The following is a 16,250-nucleotide window of genomic DNA, read 5'->3' on the forward strand; positions in this document are numbered from 1 at the left end:
CACAATTTTATATTATACCAAAGCTCTTGTCCCTTTACAACTGCATCCTATACATTAAATCGGAAATGAATAACATCTCCGTCTTGAACGACGTACTCTTTTCCTTCGAGACGGACTTTTCCTGCCTCTTTCGCTCCAGCCATACCGCCGCCCGCAAGAAGATCCTCGTAAGCAACCGTTTCAGCACGAATGAAGCCGCGCTCAAAGTCACTATGAATAACTCCTGCACACTCAGGGGCTTTCATGCCTTTTTTAAATGTCCAAGCTCTGACTTCCTGTTCTCCGGCTGTGAAGTATGTTGCAAGGCCAAGAAGAGAGTAAGACGCTTTGATCAGTTGATCAAGGCCTGATTCTTCAATGCCGAGCTCTTCAAGGAACATTTGTTTCTCATCGCCTTCAAGCTCAGCGATCTCGGATTCGATTTTCGCACAAACAACGATAACCTCCGCATTTTCGCCGGCAGCGTATTCGCGAATCTTCGCTACATATTCATTGCCAGATGGATCTGCCACTTCATCTTCACTTACGTTTGCCACATACAAAATTGGCTTTGAAGTCAGTAAATGAAGCTGCTTCACAAGCTTTTGCTGCTCTTCAGTGAATTCAACAGAACGAGCAGGCTTTTCGCTTTCAAACGCTTCTTTCAGTTTGGACAGAATCTCAAACTCAATTACAGCGTCTTTATCTTTTTGCTTCGCAAGTTTGCTGACGCGTGTAATACGCTTTTCAACTGTTTCCATATCAGCAAGGATCAGCTCAAGGTTGATCGTTTCAATGTCATCAATCGGATCAACTTTTCCGGAAACGTGTGTAATGTTGTCATCAGAAAAAGCACGGACAACGTGGCAAATCGCATCAACCTGGCGAATGTGGGAAAGGAATTTGTTACCGAGTCCTTCTCCTTTAGATGCGCCTTTTACGATCCCTGCAATATCAGTGAATTCAAAGGCAGTCGGTACAGTCTTCTTCGGTTTGACCAGCTCAGTCAGCTTTTGCAGACGATCATCAGGTACTTCTACAATCCCCACGTTCGGATCAATCGTACAGAACGGGTAGTTCGCTGATTCGGCACCGGCCTGTGTTATTGCGTTAAATAGTGTTGATTTCCCGACGTTTGGCAAACCAACAATTCCAGCTGTTAAAGCCATTCTTTCATCTCCTCTATATAAAACCGTCATTGTATAAACGTATTTTGAACCTAGAGCAATTATAAGGAGGTTCCCTGGAAAAGACAAGCTGACAAAAAAGCATTTTCTGCCTGCCAATCCCTTCGATTATGCTTTTTTCAAGCTTACTAAACAGTCAAAAAGCGTGCTTCCCATTCCATTATCGGAATTTGTATCATTTGTCAGTGCATTGACTGAACCTCCAAAAGCCGCCCACATGCCTTCATCTATATTAATCGTCTTCGGATGAGCGTGCTTCATCACTTTCACCTTGCCCGTCAAGCGCCCGCGGTCATTAAAAACGACAACCTCATCTCCGTCCTGAAGATTCTGCTCCGCCGCTATATCTGGAGAGATATCTACCTGAACGTGCTGTAACTTTTCAATAAACGGCACATGCTGAGAATGATTAGAACGCTGCGGATGAATGGACAACAGCGTGTAAGGATACTTTCCAGCTAACGCCTCATTATGGAAAATAGATTCTTCGGGCACGTTTAATTGAAGCAAACCGCTAAATCCTTTTTCCTCAGCTAACGATGAAGTAAACTCAAATTTTCCGCTCGGCGTCAAAAACTGATAATCATCCCACGGAACCTGCTTAACCGGAAGAGGAAGGTGGCCTTTTTCTTTCAAACGCTCAAGCGTCACATCCTCTGCTTCCAATGAAGAAAGCCCCATCTCCAAAAATTCTTCAGTACTATATTCAAACAACTCGCCAAAGCCAAGGCGTTTTGCAAGCTCTGACCAGATCCAGCTGTCCGACTTTGCTTCGCCCTGCGGCTCCACAAGCTTTTTCCCGTACTGAACGTAATGATGATACATACTGGAATAGTAGATATCCTCTTCTTCGAAAACAGTGGCTGTCGGCAAAACATAGTCACACAGTTTTGCCGTATCCGTCATGATTGAATCAATTGCCACAGACATCGGAACCTTTTCAAAAGCTTGTCTTACTTTATTTGTATTCGGCACCTGAGTCAGCGGGTTTCCGCACGTCACAATGATCATCTCAATCGCGGGATCGGCAGCCGTTAACACCTCTTCAGCCTGCGTCATCATTGAAAACGAACGTGATGCTGTTTTTAATTCCGGCAGCGTCAGCTTCGTTTTTGCAAAGCTCTCACCAATTTGGACGTTGCCGAAATTGGCGCCGCCGCCTTTTATTCCGACATTTCCGCTTGCTGCAACGAGTGCATCGATCCAGCGAATCGTTTCGCCGCCGTTTTTATAACGCTGCATGCCAAGACCCATAAAGGTAGACACCGGGCCATCAGCATACAAACCGGCCAGATACTCCAGCTCCTCCATAGAAGTTTCTGTTTTCACAATAAACTCTTCTAGGGAAACGGTTTTCAAAAGCGCTTTCACATCATCAAAGCCGACAGAGTGCTCAGAAATAAACGTCTCATTCGTTTTTCCCGTCTCAATCAGAACCTTTAAAATGGCTGCCGCAAGCCAGCCATCCATTCCAGGCTTTACAGAAATGTAGCGGTCTGCAAGCTTGGCAGTCGGGTTGAAGATCGGATCAATCACCGTTATGGTGACGCCCTTTTTCTTCACCTGCTGCAGGTGATGGTACAAGTGCATATTCGTTCTGGATACATTTCTTCCCCACACAACAACATGTTTGCTGTTGTAAATATCAAGCGGGCCGTGCCCGTACGAACGGCCGAAATCCCAGCTTTGCGCTTCAATTCCGGAGCCCCAGCATATGCTTCCGACAATTTCCGTCACGCCGCCATATCCATTAAAAAAGCGCTGATCAAGCGCTTTTAACAAACCATTATTCGCATAATCATGGCTGTGCAAAACAGCAGTCGTCTCCGACGTTTTCTTAATCTCCCGAAGTTTATCGGCAATTTCATCAAGCGCCTGCTCCCAGGATATCCGAACAAACTCGCCATTTTGTTTTTTCATCGGATAGCGAAGCCGCTCAGGCGAATTTGTCTTTGTCTCGAGCATTCTGCCGCGGCCGCAGATTTTGCCTTCCGTAATCGGATGGTTTGGATCGCCGTCCACTTTTGTTACCTTTCCGTCTTCAACAGTCACCAAAAAGCCGCAGCTGTCCCAGCAATTCAGCGGACATGCTGACTGATGCACATTGCTCATCGCCGTCTTCTCCTTACCTTCTATATGAAAAAGCATGAGTGCCAGCCTTTTTACGAAGTAGGCTCCTCATGCTTGATTAGTACTTTTTTTAGTTTTCTTTCAAATTCTTTTCTCGGAATCATAACACTGTGAGAGCATCCCTCACACTTAATTCGAATATCCATTCCCATGCGAATAATTTTCCAGCTGTTCGCTCCGCATGGATGCTGTTTTTTCATTTCCACAACATCATTCAGGCCAAAGTCTTTATCTGCCAAGACCCTTCACCTCTTTTCATAAACTGCTGTATCTATTGTACAAAAAAACTGATCATAAGAGCAATCAAGATATCCGAAAAGAAATACATCCTTTTATTTCCATTTACTCAAAAGTGGATATAACAGCAGACAAACCAACAAATACAAATTCAGCATCCCGTATATTGGATACAAGAACGCGATCAAATCAGAAAATCCGAAAGAAGTAAAAGGCACCATCAACACTAACAGAATCAACACAATCGTCCATCTCGGCATATGAACAAACGCCATCAGCCGGCTGGACAGCCCCAGCAAACCAGCTACCGTTGTCGTGTAAATCGCAAGGCACAGCACTGCCGTCATACATAAAAAAAAGAAATAAGGTGCACCCTCCAAAATGGCAAACAGCGGTATTTCAAACTGTGAGAGGGAACCAGCCAGTTCCACTAACGTTTCATTATAAACAAAGGAGATCACGCCAAAAATAAGGCCGCTTGCCACACTGGCGATTTTCGCTTCTCCGAGTCCTTTCATTTCTTTCCCGACGGAAGATAAAATCGCGACTACTGAAAGGATGTTTAAAGAGGTAAACGTGATGCTCGCAGGCCAGTTATACTGCCGCGTCAAATCAATCATCCACGTATGATGGTGAGTGCTCTGAAAAGAGATCAGCGCATACAGCAGCCCCGCCACTAACACAGGAATTAAAATACCATTCACTGATAATATTCCTTTCACATCCCAAAAAAACAAACACACTGTCACAATGCAAATCAGCGCGATTCCCCACCAGAAAGGAAGCTTGTACATTTGCAGGGTCACACCGCCTCCGGCAATCATCACCATCGTGGTCGAAAACAAATAAAAAATGATGAGGACATCATAAATTTTCGCCAGCCACGGTCCCATCAAATGTTCCAGAACCGGCAGAAAATGAGTGGATTGAACCTTAAAACTGATTTTCATCACAATATACGAGGAGAAAATGAACATGATTGTAAACAGCACAATAGCAAGTCCGCTTTCCGCCCCAAAAAACTGCCAAATCTCCTGACCGCTCGCATATCCAGCCCCAATCAGGCTCCCTAAAATGAGCAGCATCCACTTCATTCCGGCTCTCCACAACATCATCACCTCATAGCACAGAGTTCAGCTTGTTCCCGCTATTGTTACTATATAAATAACAGAAAGCAAACATGCCATATTTTCATAGATATTGGCCATAAGGTGAAATTACCATACGAAATACACATAAAAAGACTGCCGATACAGGCAGCCTAAAACGAGATAATAGTTTGTCCGCGAGTGAAAGAAGTGAATCTCATTCTTCACTTTTTTCTAACAATCCCCATCTATATCTTCAGAACGTCGTTAATTACTCTTTCTCAAAGTGTTTAATAAGCAGACCATAGCTTGAACAGGATCAAGTTGTTGGGGCACAATGCTGGTAAATCTCTCTAACCATTCATATCATGCCCTCTGCTTTAAAAAATCCTCCACGCCATACATAAAGCATAAAAAAACGCACTGCTGGATATACTGTAAACAACCTTACATAACTAAACACACAACTTAGCCATTCTGTTACCTACTATAACAAGGAAGTGAAACCTATGAATCGAAAAGGCGGGCTTTTTTCCTCTCAGGAACGAGTAAAGCAATATGTTTCACATACAGATGCAGCTGCAGCAAAACAAATCCAAACCATTCTTTCTTCACCCTTACGTAAAGCTGCCGGCAAACCAATTGTCGTGGTTTGTATCGGAACAGACCGTTCAACCGGTGATTCATTAGGCCCGCTCGTAGGAATGAAACTCAAACAGATGCAGCTCACCAGATTCCATGTCTATGGAACCTTATCTGATCCCGTCCATGCTGTGAACATGAATGAAAAAATAAATGACATTCAAAAATTACATAAAAACCCATTTATTATAGCAGTCGATGCTTGCTTAGGACGCGTCAAAAGTGTAGGATCATTTCAAATCGGAGAAGGGCCATTAAAGCCTGGAGCCGGAGTGCAAAAAGACCTTCCTGAAGTGGGGGATCTTCATATTAACGGAATTGTGAATGTGAGCGGTTTCATGGAATACTTTGTTTTACAAAATACAAGACTGCATTTGGTCATGAGTATGGCACAAGTGCTTGCTGAAGGATTGAGCTTAACAGATCGGACAGAGTGGAGGCAGGAACGCCTTAACCCGCTGCAAAGGCTCACTGGACGAATCTAAAACAAAAACCATCTTCTCTTGAAAGATGGTTTCTTCATTTACGATTCTCGTTCAGACAAAAGTTCTAAAATCCGATCAAGATCTTCATTAGAGAAAAATTCTATTTCGATTTTTCCTTTTTTCTTCTGTCTTTTAATATTAACTGTTGTTCCAAAATAATTTTGGAGATAGGATTCCCGTTCTTTTAGAACCGCGTCTTTCACAGGTTCTTTTTTCTTTGTTTCACGTGAAACATTCTGATTCAACTGCTGAATGAGCTGCTCCAGCTGACGGACATTAAGCTGTTCCGCAATGACTTTTTGTACAAGCGGTTCAAGCTTATTTTTGTTTTTTAGACCAAGAAGCGTACGTCCATGTCCCATAGAAAGCGTGCCTTCTGCAATAAGCTGCTGAATGCTTTCTGGCAGTGTCAGCAGTCTTAAATGATTCGCAATATGCGGTCTGCTTTTGCCAAGGCGTTTCGCAAGCTGTTCTTGCGTGAGATCTAAGTGTTTCAGCAAGGAATCATAGGCCTGAGCCTCTTCAAGCGGCGATAAATCTTCACGCTGAAGGTTTTCCAATAAAGCAATTTCTCTCATTAACGCCTCTGATAATTCACGGACAATCGCCGGAACCGTATCTAAACCAGCCAGCTTTGCCGCTCGAAAACGGCGTTCACCCGCAACAATATCATAGCCTTTTAAAGATTTTCTGACGATAAGCGGCTGAAGAATGCCATGCTGCAGCACAGATTCTTTTAGTTCAGCTAACGCCTCGTCATCAAAGTGTTTTCTTGGCTGATAAGGATTAGGGCGTAAATCGGCAATTTTTATCTCTTCTACTGTCTCTTCAGACAAATCGACCTGATTAAACAACGCATTAATCCCTTTTCCAAGGCCTTTAGCCATTCGCAGCCACTTCCTTTGCTAAATCTAGGTATACTTCCGCACCTCTTGACCGCGGATCGTATAAAATGATGGGTTTCCCGTGACTCGGTGCCTCGCTCAGACGGACATTACGCGGAATAACGGTCTTATATACTTTATCTCTAAAATATTTTTTAACCTCTTCAATGACTTGAATGCCAAGATTCGTCCGTGCATCAAGCATGGTCAGCAATACACCTTCAATCATTAAATCAGTATTCAAATGCTTTTGCACAAGACGTACTGTATTTAATAATTGGCTGAGCCCCTCCAAAGCGTAATATTCGCACTGTACAGGAATCACAACGGAATCTGAGGCAGTCAGCGCGTTAATCGTCAGCAGCCCCAGGGACGGCGGACAATCAATGATAATATAATCATAATTCTGCTTTACTGCTTCAAGCGCCCTCTTCAGTCTCACTTCTCTTGAAATCGTCGGAACAAGCTCGATCTCAGCTCCAGCAAGCTGAATCGTCGCAGGAATCACGTCCAAGTTCTCAACAGTCGTTGCTTTAATAATATCTATTACATCTGCATCATCTACTAAAATATCGTACACACACTGCTCTACATCGGCTTTTTCAATCCCCAATCCGCTTGTCGCATTTCCCTGCGGATCAATATCTACCAGCAGAACCCTTTTCCCTATGTAAGCCAAGCATGCCCCAAGGTTGACAGACGTCGTTGTTTTGCCGACCCCGCCTTTTTGGTTCGTAATTGCTATGATTTTTCCCACGATGTCACCTACTTTCACATGAACATGTACTATCTTGCTTCTATTCTATCAAAAAAAGATTAAAGCGTTTCATTTTTTTCATTATTTTGTTTCGAATCAGAAAGGAAATAATTGAAAATTAAAGCGCCTCATATGCTTTCTCTTATAAATTCTACAATTTTTATGTTTTTTTGACTTAAAAAAGGAATTTCTCAAAGAAAAAAAGAAGAAGTTACAGTGCAGAACGTCAAACAGGACGGTGAGAATATGGTTTATCAAACAAAAAGAGATGTACCTGTTACGCTGATGATTGTGTTTCTCATATTACTGATACAAGCAGATGCCCTTGTTCCTTTTGTTCTGGGGAATGTGCGGGTTACAGGATGGATGATTTTCACTCTGCTGACCCTATTAAATGCGCTCATCATTTGGAGCTTTATTGATCTGAAATATGTATTGAAGGAGCACCACCTGATCATTAAAGCCGGACTGATCAAACATCAAATTCCTTACGAAAAAATTGATAAAGTGGTTCAAAAAAAGAAGCTGTGGTCAGGTTTTCGTTTGATCGGCTCTCGTCATGCCATCACGATATATTATCAAGGGGGTTTGGGACATGCAGTCATTTCACCGCAAAATACTGAAGAATTTATCCACAAGCTCAAAGAAAGGAATTCTAATATAATAATATTCACTAAAAGTAATTAATTTCCTTTTACATCGAATGTAGAAAGCTCTCCTGCTTTTGAGGAGAGCTTTTATTTTGGTATGCGAATCGTTAATTGAATATATTCTTCAAATTCTTCTTCTTCCGTATTCAATTTTACACCGCTGTCTTCAACCATTGATAGTGACTGGCGAATCGTGTTCATTGCAATTCTTGTATCTCTGCTGAACGCTTTGCGCCTTGGCTTTGGTTTTCTCTGACCCTGCTCCAGCATTTTCACCACGCGGTCTTCTGTCTGCTTTACATTTAAGCTTTTCTCAATGATCTCTGTGAGCAGTGTGACTTGGAGCTCAGGCTGTTTCAGCGGAATCAGCGCTCTGGCATGACGCTCAGTGATTTTCTTTTCCATTATCGCGTCTTGGATCGGCTGAGGCAGCTTTAATAACCGCAGCTTATTCGCAATGGTGGACTGTCCTTTTCCTAAACGCTGTGCGAGTGCTTCTTGTGTTAAGTCATGCAGTTCAAGAAGTCGAGCATAGGCATGCGCTTCCTCAATAGAAGACAGCTCTTCCCGCTGCAAGTTTTCAATCAACGCCACAGAGGCGGTTTCCGTGTCGGAAAAATCCTTAATAATTGCCGGAATCTTCTCCCACTCGAGCGATTGCACCGCTCTCCAGCGTCTTTCACCTGCAATGAGTTCGTATTGGCCTTCTTCATCTGTATGCCTAACAACAATCGGCTGAATAATGCCGTGTGTATGAATGGTCATTGCTAACTCTTTGATTTTTTCATCTGAGAAAATGGTGCGTGGCTGAAAACGGTTGGGAACGATAGCATTTACCGGTATTTCCAGAATCTCTTCTTTGTTTGTCTCATGTTCAGCAATCTCCGGTTCCTGTTCCTTCTCACCAAGCCCGAAGAAACGAGAGAATGAATGCTTCATGTACCTACACCACCTTTAAAAACTGCCATTTTTATAATTCTATTTTCTCATGGTTTTTCCTGCTGTACATCCATCAATTTTGATGAAAATATGATGGTATTGTCATAACAGGCTGTCTAAATTACCCTTCAATTGGCGATTTATTAGGAGTTCCCGGTTTTCTTGGATACTTCTTAGGTGTATTTTTTATCTTCCGTATCACCATAATATTACGATCGCTTTCTTCAATAGGCAGCTTAAAGGAATGGATATTCTCAAGTTCTCCTCCAAGCGTTGTGATCGCTTTTTTGCCGGCATTCAGCTCTTCTTCGGCTGATGCGGCTTTTAAAGCCACAAATAAACCGTTTTTCTTCACTAAAGGCAAGCAAAGTTCACTTAAAACAGATAATCTTGCAACCGCTCGGGCTGTCACAATATCATAGCTTTCCCGCACGTCTTTCCGTTGTCCGAATGTTTCAGCTCTGTCATGGCAGAATGTCGTATTCTCCAGCTGCAAAGCTTCAGATAACTTCTCTAAAAACGTAATCCGTTTGTTTAGTGAATCCACGATTGTGACATGAAGATGCGGAAAGCATATTTTAATCGGCAGACTCGGAAAACCCGCTCCCGCTCCGACATCACAAATCGTGTTCACTTGATTGAAGTCGACGTAAAAAGCGGCTGTAATGGAATCATAAAAATGTTTAAGGTACACTTCTTTTTTCTCTGTAATAGAAGTCAGATTGATTTTTTCGTTCCATTCAACCAGCATGTCGTAATACAGCTCAAATTGCTCCAGCTGACGGGGAGAAAGGGAAATCCCTTTTTCCGCCAAACCAGAAGTGAATTCTTCAATATTCATGCCGTCATCCTTTCTATTCGGCTATCTTCGCAATGCGTCCCTGCTCTAAATACACCAATAGAATTGAAATGTCCGCCGGGTTTACGCCGGAAATGCGGGAAGCTTGGGCAACAGACAAAGGCCGCACGTTTTTCAGCTTTTGACGCGCCTCAGTCGCAATCCCTTTAATGGCGTCATAATCAATTCGATCCGGAATTTTTTTATTTTCCATCTTTTTCAGTTTTTCCACTTGCTGAAGCGATTTTTCAATATATCCTTCATATTTCACTTGGATTTCAACTTGTTCTGCCACGTCTTGCGGAACCGGCACTTCTGGCGGCGCCAGTTTAGTAACGGTTTCGTAATTCATTTCAGGACGTTTCATCAAGTCTGTGCCGCGAACTCCGTCTTTCAATTCGCTTCCGCCAAGAGAACGGATATATTCTTGGTTTTCCGGAGACGGCTTGATAATCACAGAATACAGACGTTTTCTCTCCGCTTCAATCGCTGCTTTTTTCTTCTCGAAAACTGCATAGCGCTCGTCAGAAATTAATCCAATGCGGTGTCCGATTTCTGTCAGGCGCAAATCAGCATTGTCATGGCGGAGAAGCAATCTGTATTCAGCGCGTGATGTCAAAAGACGATATGGCTCATTGGTTCCTTTTGTCACAAGGTCATCAATCAGAACACCAATGTAGGCGTCAGAACGGCTTAAAATTACTTCTTCTTTTCCAAGCGCTTTTCGTCCTGCATTGATTCCCGCCATAATGCCTTGTCCCGCAGCTTCCTCATAACCGGATGTTCCGTTAATTTGGCCTGCAGTGTAAAGGTTGGTAATTTTTTTGGTTTCAAGTGTCGGCCAAAGCTGTGTCGGTACGATCGCATCATACTCGATTGCATAGCCGGCTCTCATCATTTGCACGTTTTCAAGTCCAGGGATCGTTGCAAGCATTCTTTGCTGTACATCTTCTGGAAGACTTGTAGATAACCCTTGGACATAGACTTCCTGCGTATTTCTGCCTTCCGGCTCAAGGAAGATTTGGTGACGCGGTTTATCATTAAAACGGACAACTTTATCCTCAATAGATGGGCAGTATCGCGGGCCTGTACCTTTGATCATACCGGAATACATCGGTGAACGGTGCAGGTTGCTGTCAATAATCTCATGTGTCTCAGGGCTTGTATATGTCAGCCAGCAAGGGAGCTGATCAGTGATATATTCCACTGTTTCATATGAGAAGGCGCGAGGCACCTCATCTCCAGGCTGAATTTCCGTTTTGCTGTAATCAATCGTGTCGCTTTTAACGCGAGGCGGCGTACCTGTTTTAAAACGAACAAGGTCAAAGCCAAGCTCCTCCAAATGCTCAGAAAGCTTAATAGAAGGCTGTTGGTTATTCGGGCCGCTTGAGTAAGACAGATCGCCAAGAATGATCTGTCCTCTTAAATAGGTCCCTGTCGTCATGACAACTGCTTTCGCACGATAATGCGCGCCGGTTTGTGTAATCACACCGCGGCATTCGCCGTCTTCAACGATCAGCCGCTCCACAATTCCTTGCAGCAATGTTAAGTTTGGTTCTTTTTCAAGTGTATTTTTCATTTCGTGCTGATATTGGAATTTGTCTGCTTGCGCACGCAATGCACGGACCGCAGGACCTTTTCCAGTATTCAGCATTCTCATTTGAATGTGCGTTTTATCGATGTTTCTGCCCATTTCTCCGCCGAGCGCGTCAATTTCGCGGACGACAATCCCTTTTGCAGGGCCGCCGACAGACGGATTACATGGCATAAATGCAACCATATCTAAGTTGATGGTCAAGACAAGCGTTTTGGCGCCTTGGCGTGCTGATGCGAGGGCAGCCTCAACACCGGCATGCCCGGCGCCAATCACAATCACATCGTATTGGCCTGCTTCATACCCCATGATTCTAGTCCTCCTTTTATTATTTTCCTAAACAGAATTGTGAAAAGAGCTGATCAATTAAGCTTTCGTGAACAGAATCTCCGATGATTTCGCCCAAAAGCTCCCAGCATCTTGTAAGGTCGATTTGCACCATGTCGATCGGGACATCCTGTTCGATGCCGCTAAGCGCATCTTCAATGGCGCCTTTTGCTTGCTGTAATATAGAAATATGACGTGTATTGCTGACATAAGTCAGATCTCCGCTTTCAATGGCACCCGTGTAGAACAGCGATTGAATCGCTTCTTCCAGATCATTGACGCCTTCCTCTTTTAAAAGAGATGTCGTAACAACAGGACGTCCATTGGCAAGCTCACGGACACGCTCACTGTCAATCTTCGCCTCAAGGTCAGTCTTATTCATAATCACGATAACGTCCATGCCCTCAACGGCTTCAAAAAGCTTCACGTCTTCTTCAGAAAGCTCTTCACTATAATTAAGCACAAGTAAAATCAGGTCCGCTTCCTTTAGAACCTGACGAGAACGTTCAACACCGATTCGTTCAACAATATCCTCTGTTTCACGAATACCTGCTGTATCAACCAGACGAAGCGGAACGCCTCTTACATTCACGTATTCCTCAATAACATCCCGAGTCGTTCCGGGGATATCGGTTACAATGGCTTTTGCCTCATGAACAAGGCTGTTCAGAAGAGATGATTTCCCTACATTCGGCCGGCCGATAATGACAGTTGAAAGACCCTCACGCAAAATTTTCCCTTGTTCTGACGTCCTCAGCAGCGCCTCAATTTCTTTTTTCACGGCGGTTGCCTTTTCAACCAAAAGCTGATGTGTCATTTCCTCTACATCATCGTACTCCGGATAATCGATATTCACCTCAACATGAGCCAGTGTTTCTAAAATCTCGCCGCGCAAACGGCGCACCAAAGCAGAAAGCCGCCCTTCCATTTGATTCATGGCGACATTCATTGCCCGGTCTGTTTTCGCTCTGATTAAGTCCATAACCGCTTCCGCCTGTGAAAGATCGATTCGGCCGTTTAAAAACGCGCGTTTCGTAAATTCACCCGGCTCTGCAAGTCTCGCTCCCTCTCTCAATGCAAGCTGAAGCACTTGGTTCACAGTCACAATTCCCCCGTGACAGTTAATTTCAATGACGTCTTCCCGCGTAAAAGTTCTCGGTGCTTTTAACACTGATACCATTACTTCCTCAACGACACGATCCGAAGGTCTGTCTACGATATGACCATAATGAATCGTATGTGAATCAACCGAACTGAGTGTTTTCCCCTTCGGTCCTTTATAAATTTTATCTGCGATTTGAATGGCTTCTGGTCCGCTCAACCGTACAATCGCAATCGCGCCTTCTCCCATCGGAGTGGAAATTGCTGCAATTGTATCCATGCTGTTCACCTCTCTTTACTTAACCTATCATCTATATAAAAAATGTTTATTATGCCAAAACTAAAAGATAACATAGTTTGGTTCGAAGTGGAAGATTTGTTATCCACAGAATTAGAAATTCGTCCCCTATTACTTTAACTTATCCACATGTGAATAACAATTAATTTTATTTCCTGAACTTCCTTTTTATCAACAGGATACACCTAAAAAGAAAAAACTTACACGGCAAAAGCTTGATATTACTAGGAAAAATAGCTTTTTATCATACAAAAAAACCGAAATCCGCTTTTTACCGGACTTCGGTTTTATGCTATCTTTTATGGGAAATAACGATATGGCGATTTTCGCCTTCACCCATTGAATACGTTTTGATCTGGTGGTTTGCATATCCAGAAAGAGTATCATGTATGATTTTTCTTTCACTGGACGGCATAGGTTCAAGCTGAACTGCTTTTTTCGTTTTCAAAACCTGATCTGCTAGCCTGATGGCCAGCTGACTCAGTGTATCTTTTCTTTTCAAACGATAGTTTTCTGCATCCACCGTCACATTTTTATATTGGCCCGGATAACGGTTAAGGACAAGCTGAGTCAAAGTTTCAAGGGCATTTAAGGTTTGTCCTCTTTTCCCAATCAACAATGCCGCTTTTTCACCTGTTATATGGAAACTCACTGTCTTTTTGCCTTCTCGAACAGTCACATCAGACTTCCCGGCAATCGCTTCGGCAATCGTTTGAAGATAAGACCTCGTTTGCTGAATCGGATCAATCTTTTCAACCAGCTTTACGACCGCCGGTTTTTTACCGAAAATACCGAGAAACCCTTTGCTTCCCTCTTCAATAACGGTAATTTCCACCTTATCCTTCGTTAATTCCAGCTCTTGCAATCCGGACTGTACTGCTTCATCGACATTTCGCCCTGCAGCAGTCACATTCCTCACTTTTTCTTTCCTCCGGCTTTTTGCGGTTCCGGATTCTTTTTAATGTCTGGTCCTTTAATGAGGAAAGTTTGCGCAATCATAAATAAGTTACCGACTACCCAATAAAGAGAAAGTGCCGCCGGGAAGTTGATTGCAAATACGATAATCATAATCGGCATAATCCAAAGCATCATCGCCATTTGCGGATTTTGCTGCGCATTGCCCGCCATCATCAGTTTTTGCTGAACAAATGTAGCAACACCGGCAACGATAGGAAGAATATAGTAAGGATCTTTTTCCCCTAAGTCAAACCATAAGAAACTATGCTCTGAAATCGCCTGTGTTCTCATAATCGCATGATAGAACCCAATTAAAATCGGCATCTGGATTAAAATCGGGAAACATCCCGCCAACGGATTGACACCATGCTTTTGGAATAAAGCCATTGTTTCCTGCTGAAGCTTTTGCTGCGTTTTTTGATCCTTTGAGCTGTATTTTTCTTTAAGCTTTTGCATTTCCGGCTGTAACGCCTGCATCGCTTTCGAACTTCTCAGCTGCTTAATCATCAGCGGCAAAATTAATAAACGAATTAAAATGGTAACAAGAATAATTGAAAGTCCATAGTTATCTCCCGTCAATTTCGCTACATACGTAATGAGCTCAGACAATGGATATACTACGTACTTGTCCCAAAAATGCGGACTATCTGCAGTGATCGGCTCTTTAACACTCGAACATCCAGCCAAAAGCATGAATACGCCGACCATACTTAATAGTAACCCTATTCTCCTTTTCAACAACATTTCCTCCTATAATTAATCTTTACACTCTCTTATTGCAAAGCATACTTGTATGTATTTTAGCATCTTTCAGTTTTAAATGGTGTCTTTTTCTGGTCAACCAGAAAGGAAGCGCTTTTAAAAGTTGTAAGAAAACAGTGGCAATGCCTACTTTGATGAAGATTTCTTATACAAAGAAGACTTCCTGAACAGATGCTGCAGACTTTTTTTTGTTTCCTCAAATGTCAGCTGGCTCGCCGGTTTTCTGGCAATAATGATGTAATCCTTTTCCTTCAGTCTCTCTTTCTCTTCAAGAAAAGCCTGCCGAATCAAACGTTTAATCCGATTTCGCATTACAGCGTTGCCAATTTTTTTGCTGACGGAAAGCCCGACACGCAGCTCATCGTTTTCAGGCTGATCAAGCGTATATAAGACAAACTGGCGGTTCGCTACCGATGTCCCATGCTTAAACACTTTTTGAAAATCTTCATTTTTCTTTAAACGATTTCGCTTCTTCAAATGACTCACTCCGATACTGGCTGGCAGAAACTTTTAGAATATATAACGAAAATGAGATGCATCAGAACCAGGGAGCGTGCCCCGGTTCATCTCGCATCACATCTATCTTTTCCCATAATGTGAAAAAAGACCACTGACATTATTCAGTGGCCTAAGCTGATAATACTTTTCTGCCTTTGCGGCGACGGCGCGCTAAAACTAGACGACCGTTTTTTGAACTCATACGGCTTCTGAAGCCATGAACTTTACTGCGTTTACGGTTATTCGGTTGAAATGTTCTTTTCATTTATGACACCTCCCTCGAGGAATAGCTGTTAAAGACAGTCTTACTTATTATATTTGCGTTACCTGTTCATTGTCAACTTCACTAGTGCTTTTATTTCTTGCAACCATAATAGGATACCATACCTTTTCAACTTTCGAAACCTTATTTTTTAGATTCCTTAATTTAACGAAAAAAAGACAACTCCAAACAATTAGAATAGGCCCCTAAAATCATGAATGTGGATATCTATTTCGCCATTTTTTAATATCCACAGAGGTTATCGACAACATTTTCACATTACCAACCCTTGTGGACAAATTTTTTTCAACAGGTTGTATGCTTTGTGGATAAGATTGTGACAACCATTGCAAGCTCTCGTTTATTTTGGTATTATATTTGTGTTTTAACTCTTGATTACTAATCTCACCTTCTCACTTTATCCACAAAGTGTGGATAAGTTGTGGATTGATTTCACACAGCTTGTGTAGAAGGTTGTCCACAAGTTGTGAAATTTGTCGAAAAGCTATTTATCTACTATATTATATGTTTTCAACATTTAATGTGTACGAATGGCAAGCGCCATTTGCTCTTTTTTTGTGTGCTATAACAGAAAAAGACACCATTTTCTATGAAAAGGAGGGACGTGCCGGAAG

16 protein-coding genes are annotated in these 16,250 nt (G+C 42.8%); 2 read left to right on the forward strand and 14 right to left on the reverse strand.

Going from position 1 to position 16,250, the window contains the following annotated elements:
* Nucleotides 1–47: 47 nt before the first annotated feature.
* From ychF to G4P54_RS21050, 4 genes are all read right to left on the reverse strand, one after another.
* Nucleotides 48–1,148 carry a redox-regulated ATPase YchF gene (gene ychF / locus G4P54_RS21035; RefSeq protein WP_167873782.1) on the reverse strand — a complete coding sequence of 367 codons (1,101 nt, stop codon included), beginning with the start codon at nucleotides 1,146–1,148 and terminating at the stop codon, nucleotides 48–50.
* A gap of 126 nt (nucleotides 1,149–1,274) precedes the next feature.
* The gene (locus tag G4P54_RS21040) at nucleotides 1,275–3,278 is read right to left on the reverse strand and encodes a molybdopterin-dependent oxidoreductase (RefSeq protein WP_167873783.1); all 2,004 of its coding nucleotides are present in this window, start codon (nucleotides 3,276–3,278) and stop codon (nucleotides 1,275–1,277) included.
* Between the two features lie 50 nt (nucleotides 3,279–3,328).
* Nucleotides 3,329–3,535, reverse strand: a complete 207-nt coding sequence (locus G4P54_RS21045; RefSeq protein WP_024713381.1) for a DUF951 domain-containing protein — start codon at nucleotides 3,533–3,535, stop codon at nucleotides 3,329–3,331.
* Nucleotides 3,536–3,628: 93 nt separating this feature from the next.
* Entirely contained in the window at nucleotides 3,629–4,645 is a 1,017-nt protein-coding gene (locus G4P54_RS21050) for a YkvI family membrane protein (protein ID WP_032681643.1), read from the reverse strand.
* Between the two features lie 485 nt (nucleotides 4,646–5,130).
* On the opposite strand from G4P54_RS21050, the gene yyaC reads away from it, so the two are divergent.
* Nucleotides 5,131–5,748: a spore protease YyaC gene (yyaC, locus tag G4P54_RS21055; RefSeq protein ID WP_167873784.1), complete on the forward strand. Its 618-nt coding sequence runs from the start codon at nucleotides 5,131–5,133 to the stop codon at nucleotides 5,746–5,748.
* A 38-nt stretch (nucleotides 5,749–5,786) separates the two neighbouring features.
* Here the strand turns inward: yyaC and spo0J are convergent, their stop codons facing one another.
* Together spo0J and soj are read right to left on the reverse strand one after the other, a co-directional pair.
* Nucleotides 5,787–6,635, reverse strand: a complete 849-nt coding sequence (spo0J, locus tag G4P54_RS21060) for a stage 0 sporulation protein Spo0J (protein ID WP_167873785.1) — start codon at nucleotides 6,633–6,635, stop codon at nucleotides 5,787–5,789.
* On the reverse strand, nucleotides 6,628–7,389 hold the full coding sequence (soj, locus tag G4P54_RS21065; RefSeq protein ID WP_003219244.1) for a sporulation initiation inhibitor protein Soj: 762 nt from the start codon (nucleotides 7,387–7,389) through the stop codon (nucleotides 6,628–6,630). The genes spo0J and soj overlap by 8 nt, the downstream gene beginning before the upstream one ends.
* Before the next feature lie 246 nt (nucleotides 7,390–7,635).
* Here soj and G4P54_RS21070 point away from each other — a divergent pair, with 246 nt between their 5' ends.
* Nucleotides 7,636–8,076: a PH domain-containing protein gene (locus G4P54_RS21070; RefSeq protein WP_167873936.1), complete on the forward strand. Its 441-nt coding sequence runs from the start codon at nucleotides 7,636–7,638 to the stop codon at nucleotides 8,074–8,076.
* A gap of 50 nt (nucleotides 8,077–8,126) precedes the next feature.
* Here G4P54_RS21070 and noc read toward each other — a convergent pair whose 3' ends face one another.
* The 8 genes from noc to rpmH form a co-directional block, all read right to left on the reverse strand.
* Nucleotides 8,127–8,978 carry a nucleoid occlusion protein gene (gene noc / locus G4P54_RS21075; protein ID WP_024713386.1) on the reverse strand — a complete coding sequence of 284 codons (852 nt, stop codon included), beginning with the start codon at nucleotides 8,976–8,978 and terminating at the stop codon, nucleotides 8,127–8,129.
* A gap of 121 nt (nucleotides 8,979–9,099) precedes the next feature.
* A complete protein-coding gene (gene rsmG, locus G4P54_RS21080) occupies nucleotides 9,100–9,819 on the reverse strand; it encodes a 16S rRNA (guanine(527)-N(7))-methyltransferase RsmG (protein WP_003243029.1) in 720 nt (239 codons plus the stop codon).
* Between the two features lie 13 nt (nucleotides 9,820–9,832).
* Nucleotides 9,833–11,719, reverse strand: coding sequence for a tRNA uridine-5-carboxymethylaminomethyl(34) synthesis enzyme MnmG (gene mnmG, locus G4P54_RS21085; protein WP_167873786.1), 1,887 nt, complete (start codon nucleotides 11,717–11,719; stop codon nucleotides 9,833–9,835).
* 19 nt (nucleotides 11,720–11,738) lie between these two features.
* Complete coding sequence (gene mnmE, locus G4P54_RS21090; protein WP_167873787.1) at nucleotides 11,739–13,118, reverse strand: tRNA uridine-5-carboxymethylaminomethyl(34) synthesis GTPase MnmE; 1,380 nt, start codon at nucleotides 13,116–13,118, stop codon at nucleotides 11,739–11,741.
* 310 nt (nucleotides 13,119–13,428) lie between these two features.
* Entirely contained in the window at nucleotides 13,429–14,055 is a 627-nt protein-coding gene (gene jag / locus G4P54_RS21095; RefSeq protein ID WP_167873788.1) for an RNA-binding cell elongation regulator Jag/EloR, read from the reverse strand.
* Nucleotides 14,052–14,837: a YidC family membrane integrase SpoIIIJ gene (spoIIIJ, locus tag G4P54_RS21100; RefSeq protein WP_010886648.1), complete on the reverse strand. Its 786-nt coding sequence runs from the start codon at nucleotides 14,835–14,837 to the stop codon at nucleotides 14,052–14,054. Before spoIIIJ ends, jag begins: the two co-directional genes overlap by 4 nt.
* Nucleotides 14,838–14,981: 144 nt before the next feature.
* Nucleotides 14,982–15,332 carry a ribonuclease P protein component gene (rnpA, locus tag G4P54_RS21105; RefSeq protein WP_014481515.1) on the reverse strand — a complete coding sequence of 117 codons (351 nt, stop codon included), beginning with the start codon at nucleotides 15,330–15,332 and terminating at the stop codon, nucleotides 14,982–14,984.
* Nucleotides 15,333–15,483: 151 nt separating this feature from the next.
* Nucleotides 15,484–15,618 carry a 50S ribosomal protein L34 gene (gene rpmH, locus G4P54_RS21110; protein WP_003178075.1) on the reverse strand — a complete coding sequence of 45 codons (135 nt, stop codon included), beginning with the start codon at nucleotides 15,616–15,618 and terminating at the stop codon, nucleotides 15,484–15,486.
* Between the last annotated feature and the right edge of the window lie 632 nt (nucleotides 15,619–16,250).

The sequence above is a fragment of the Bacillus tequilensis genome (assembly GCF_012225885.1).
Lineage (GTDB): Bacteria > Bacillota > Bacilli > Bacillales > Bacillaceae > Bacillus > Bacillus tequilensis.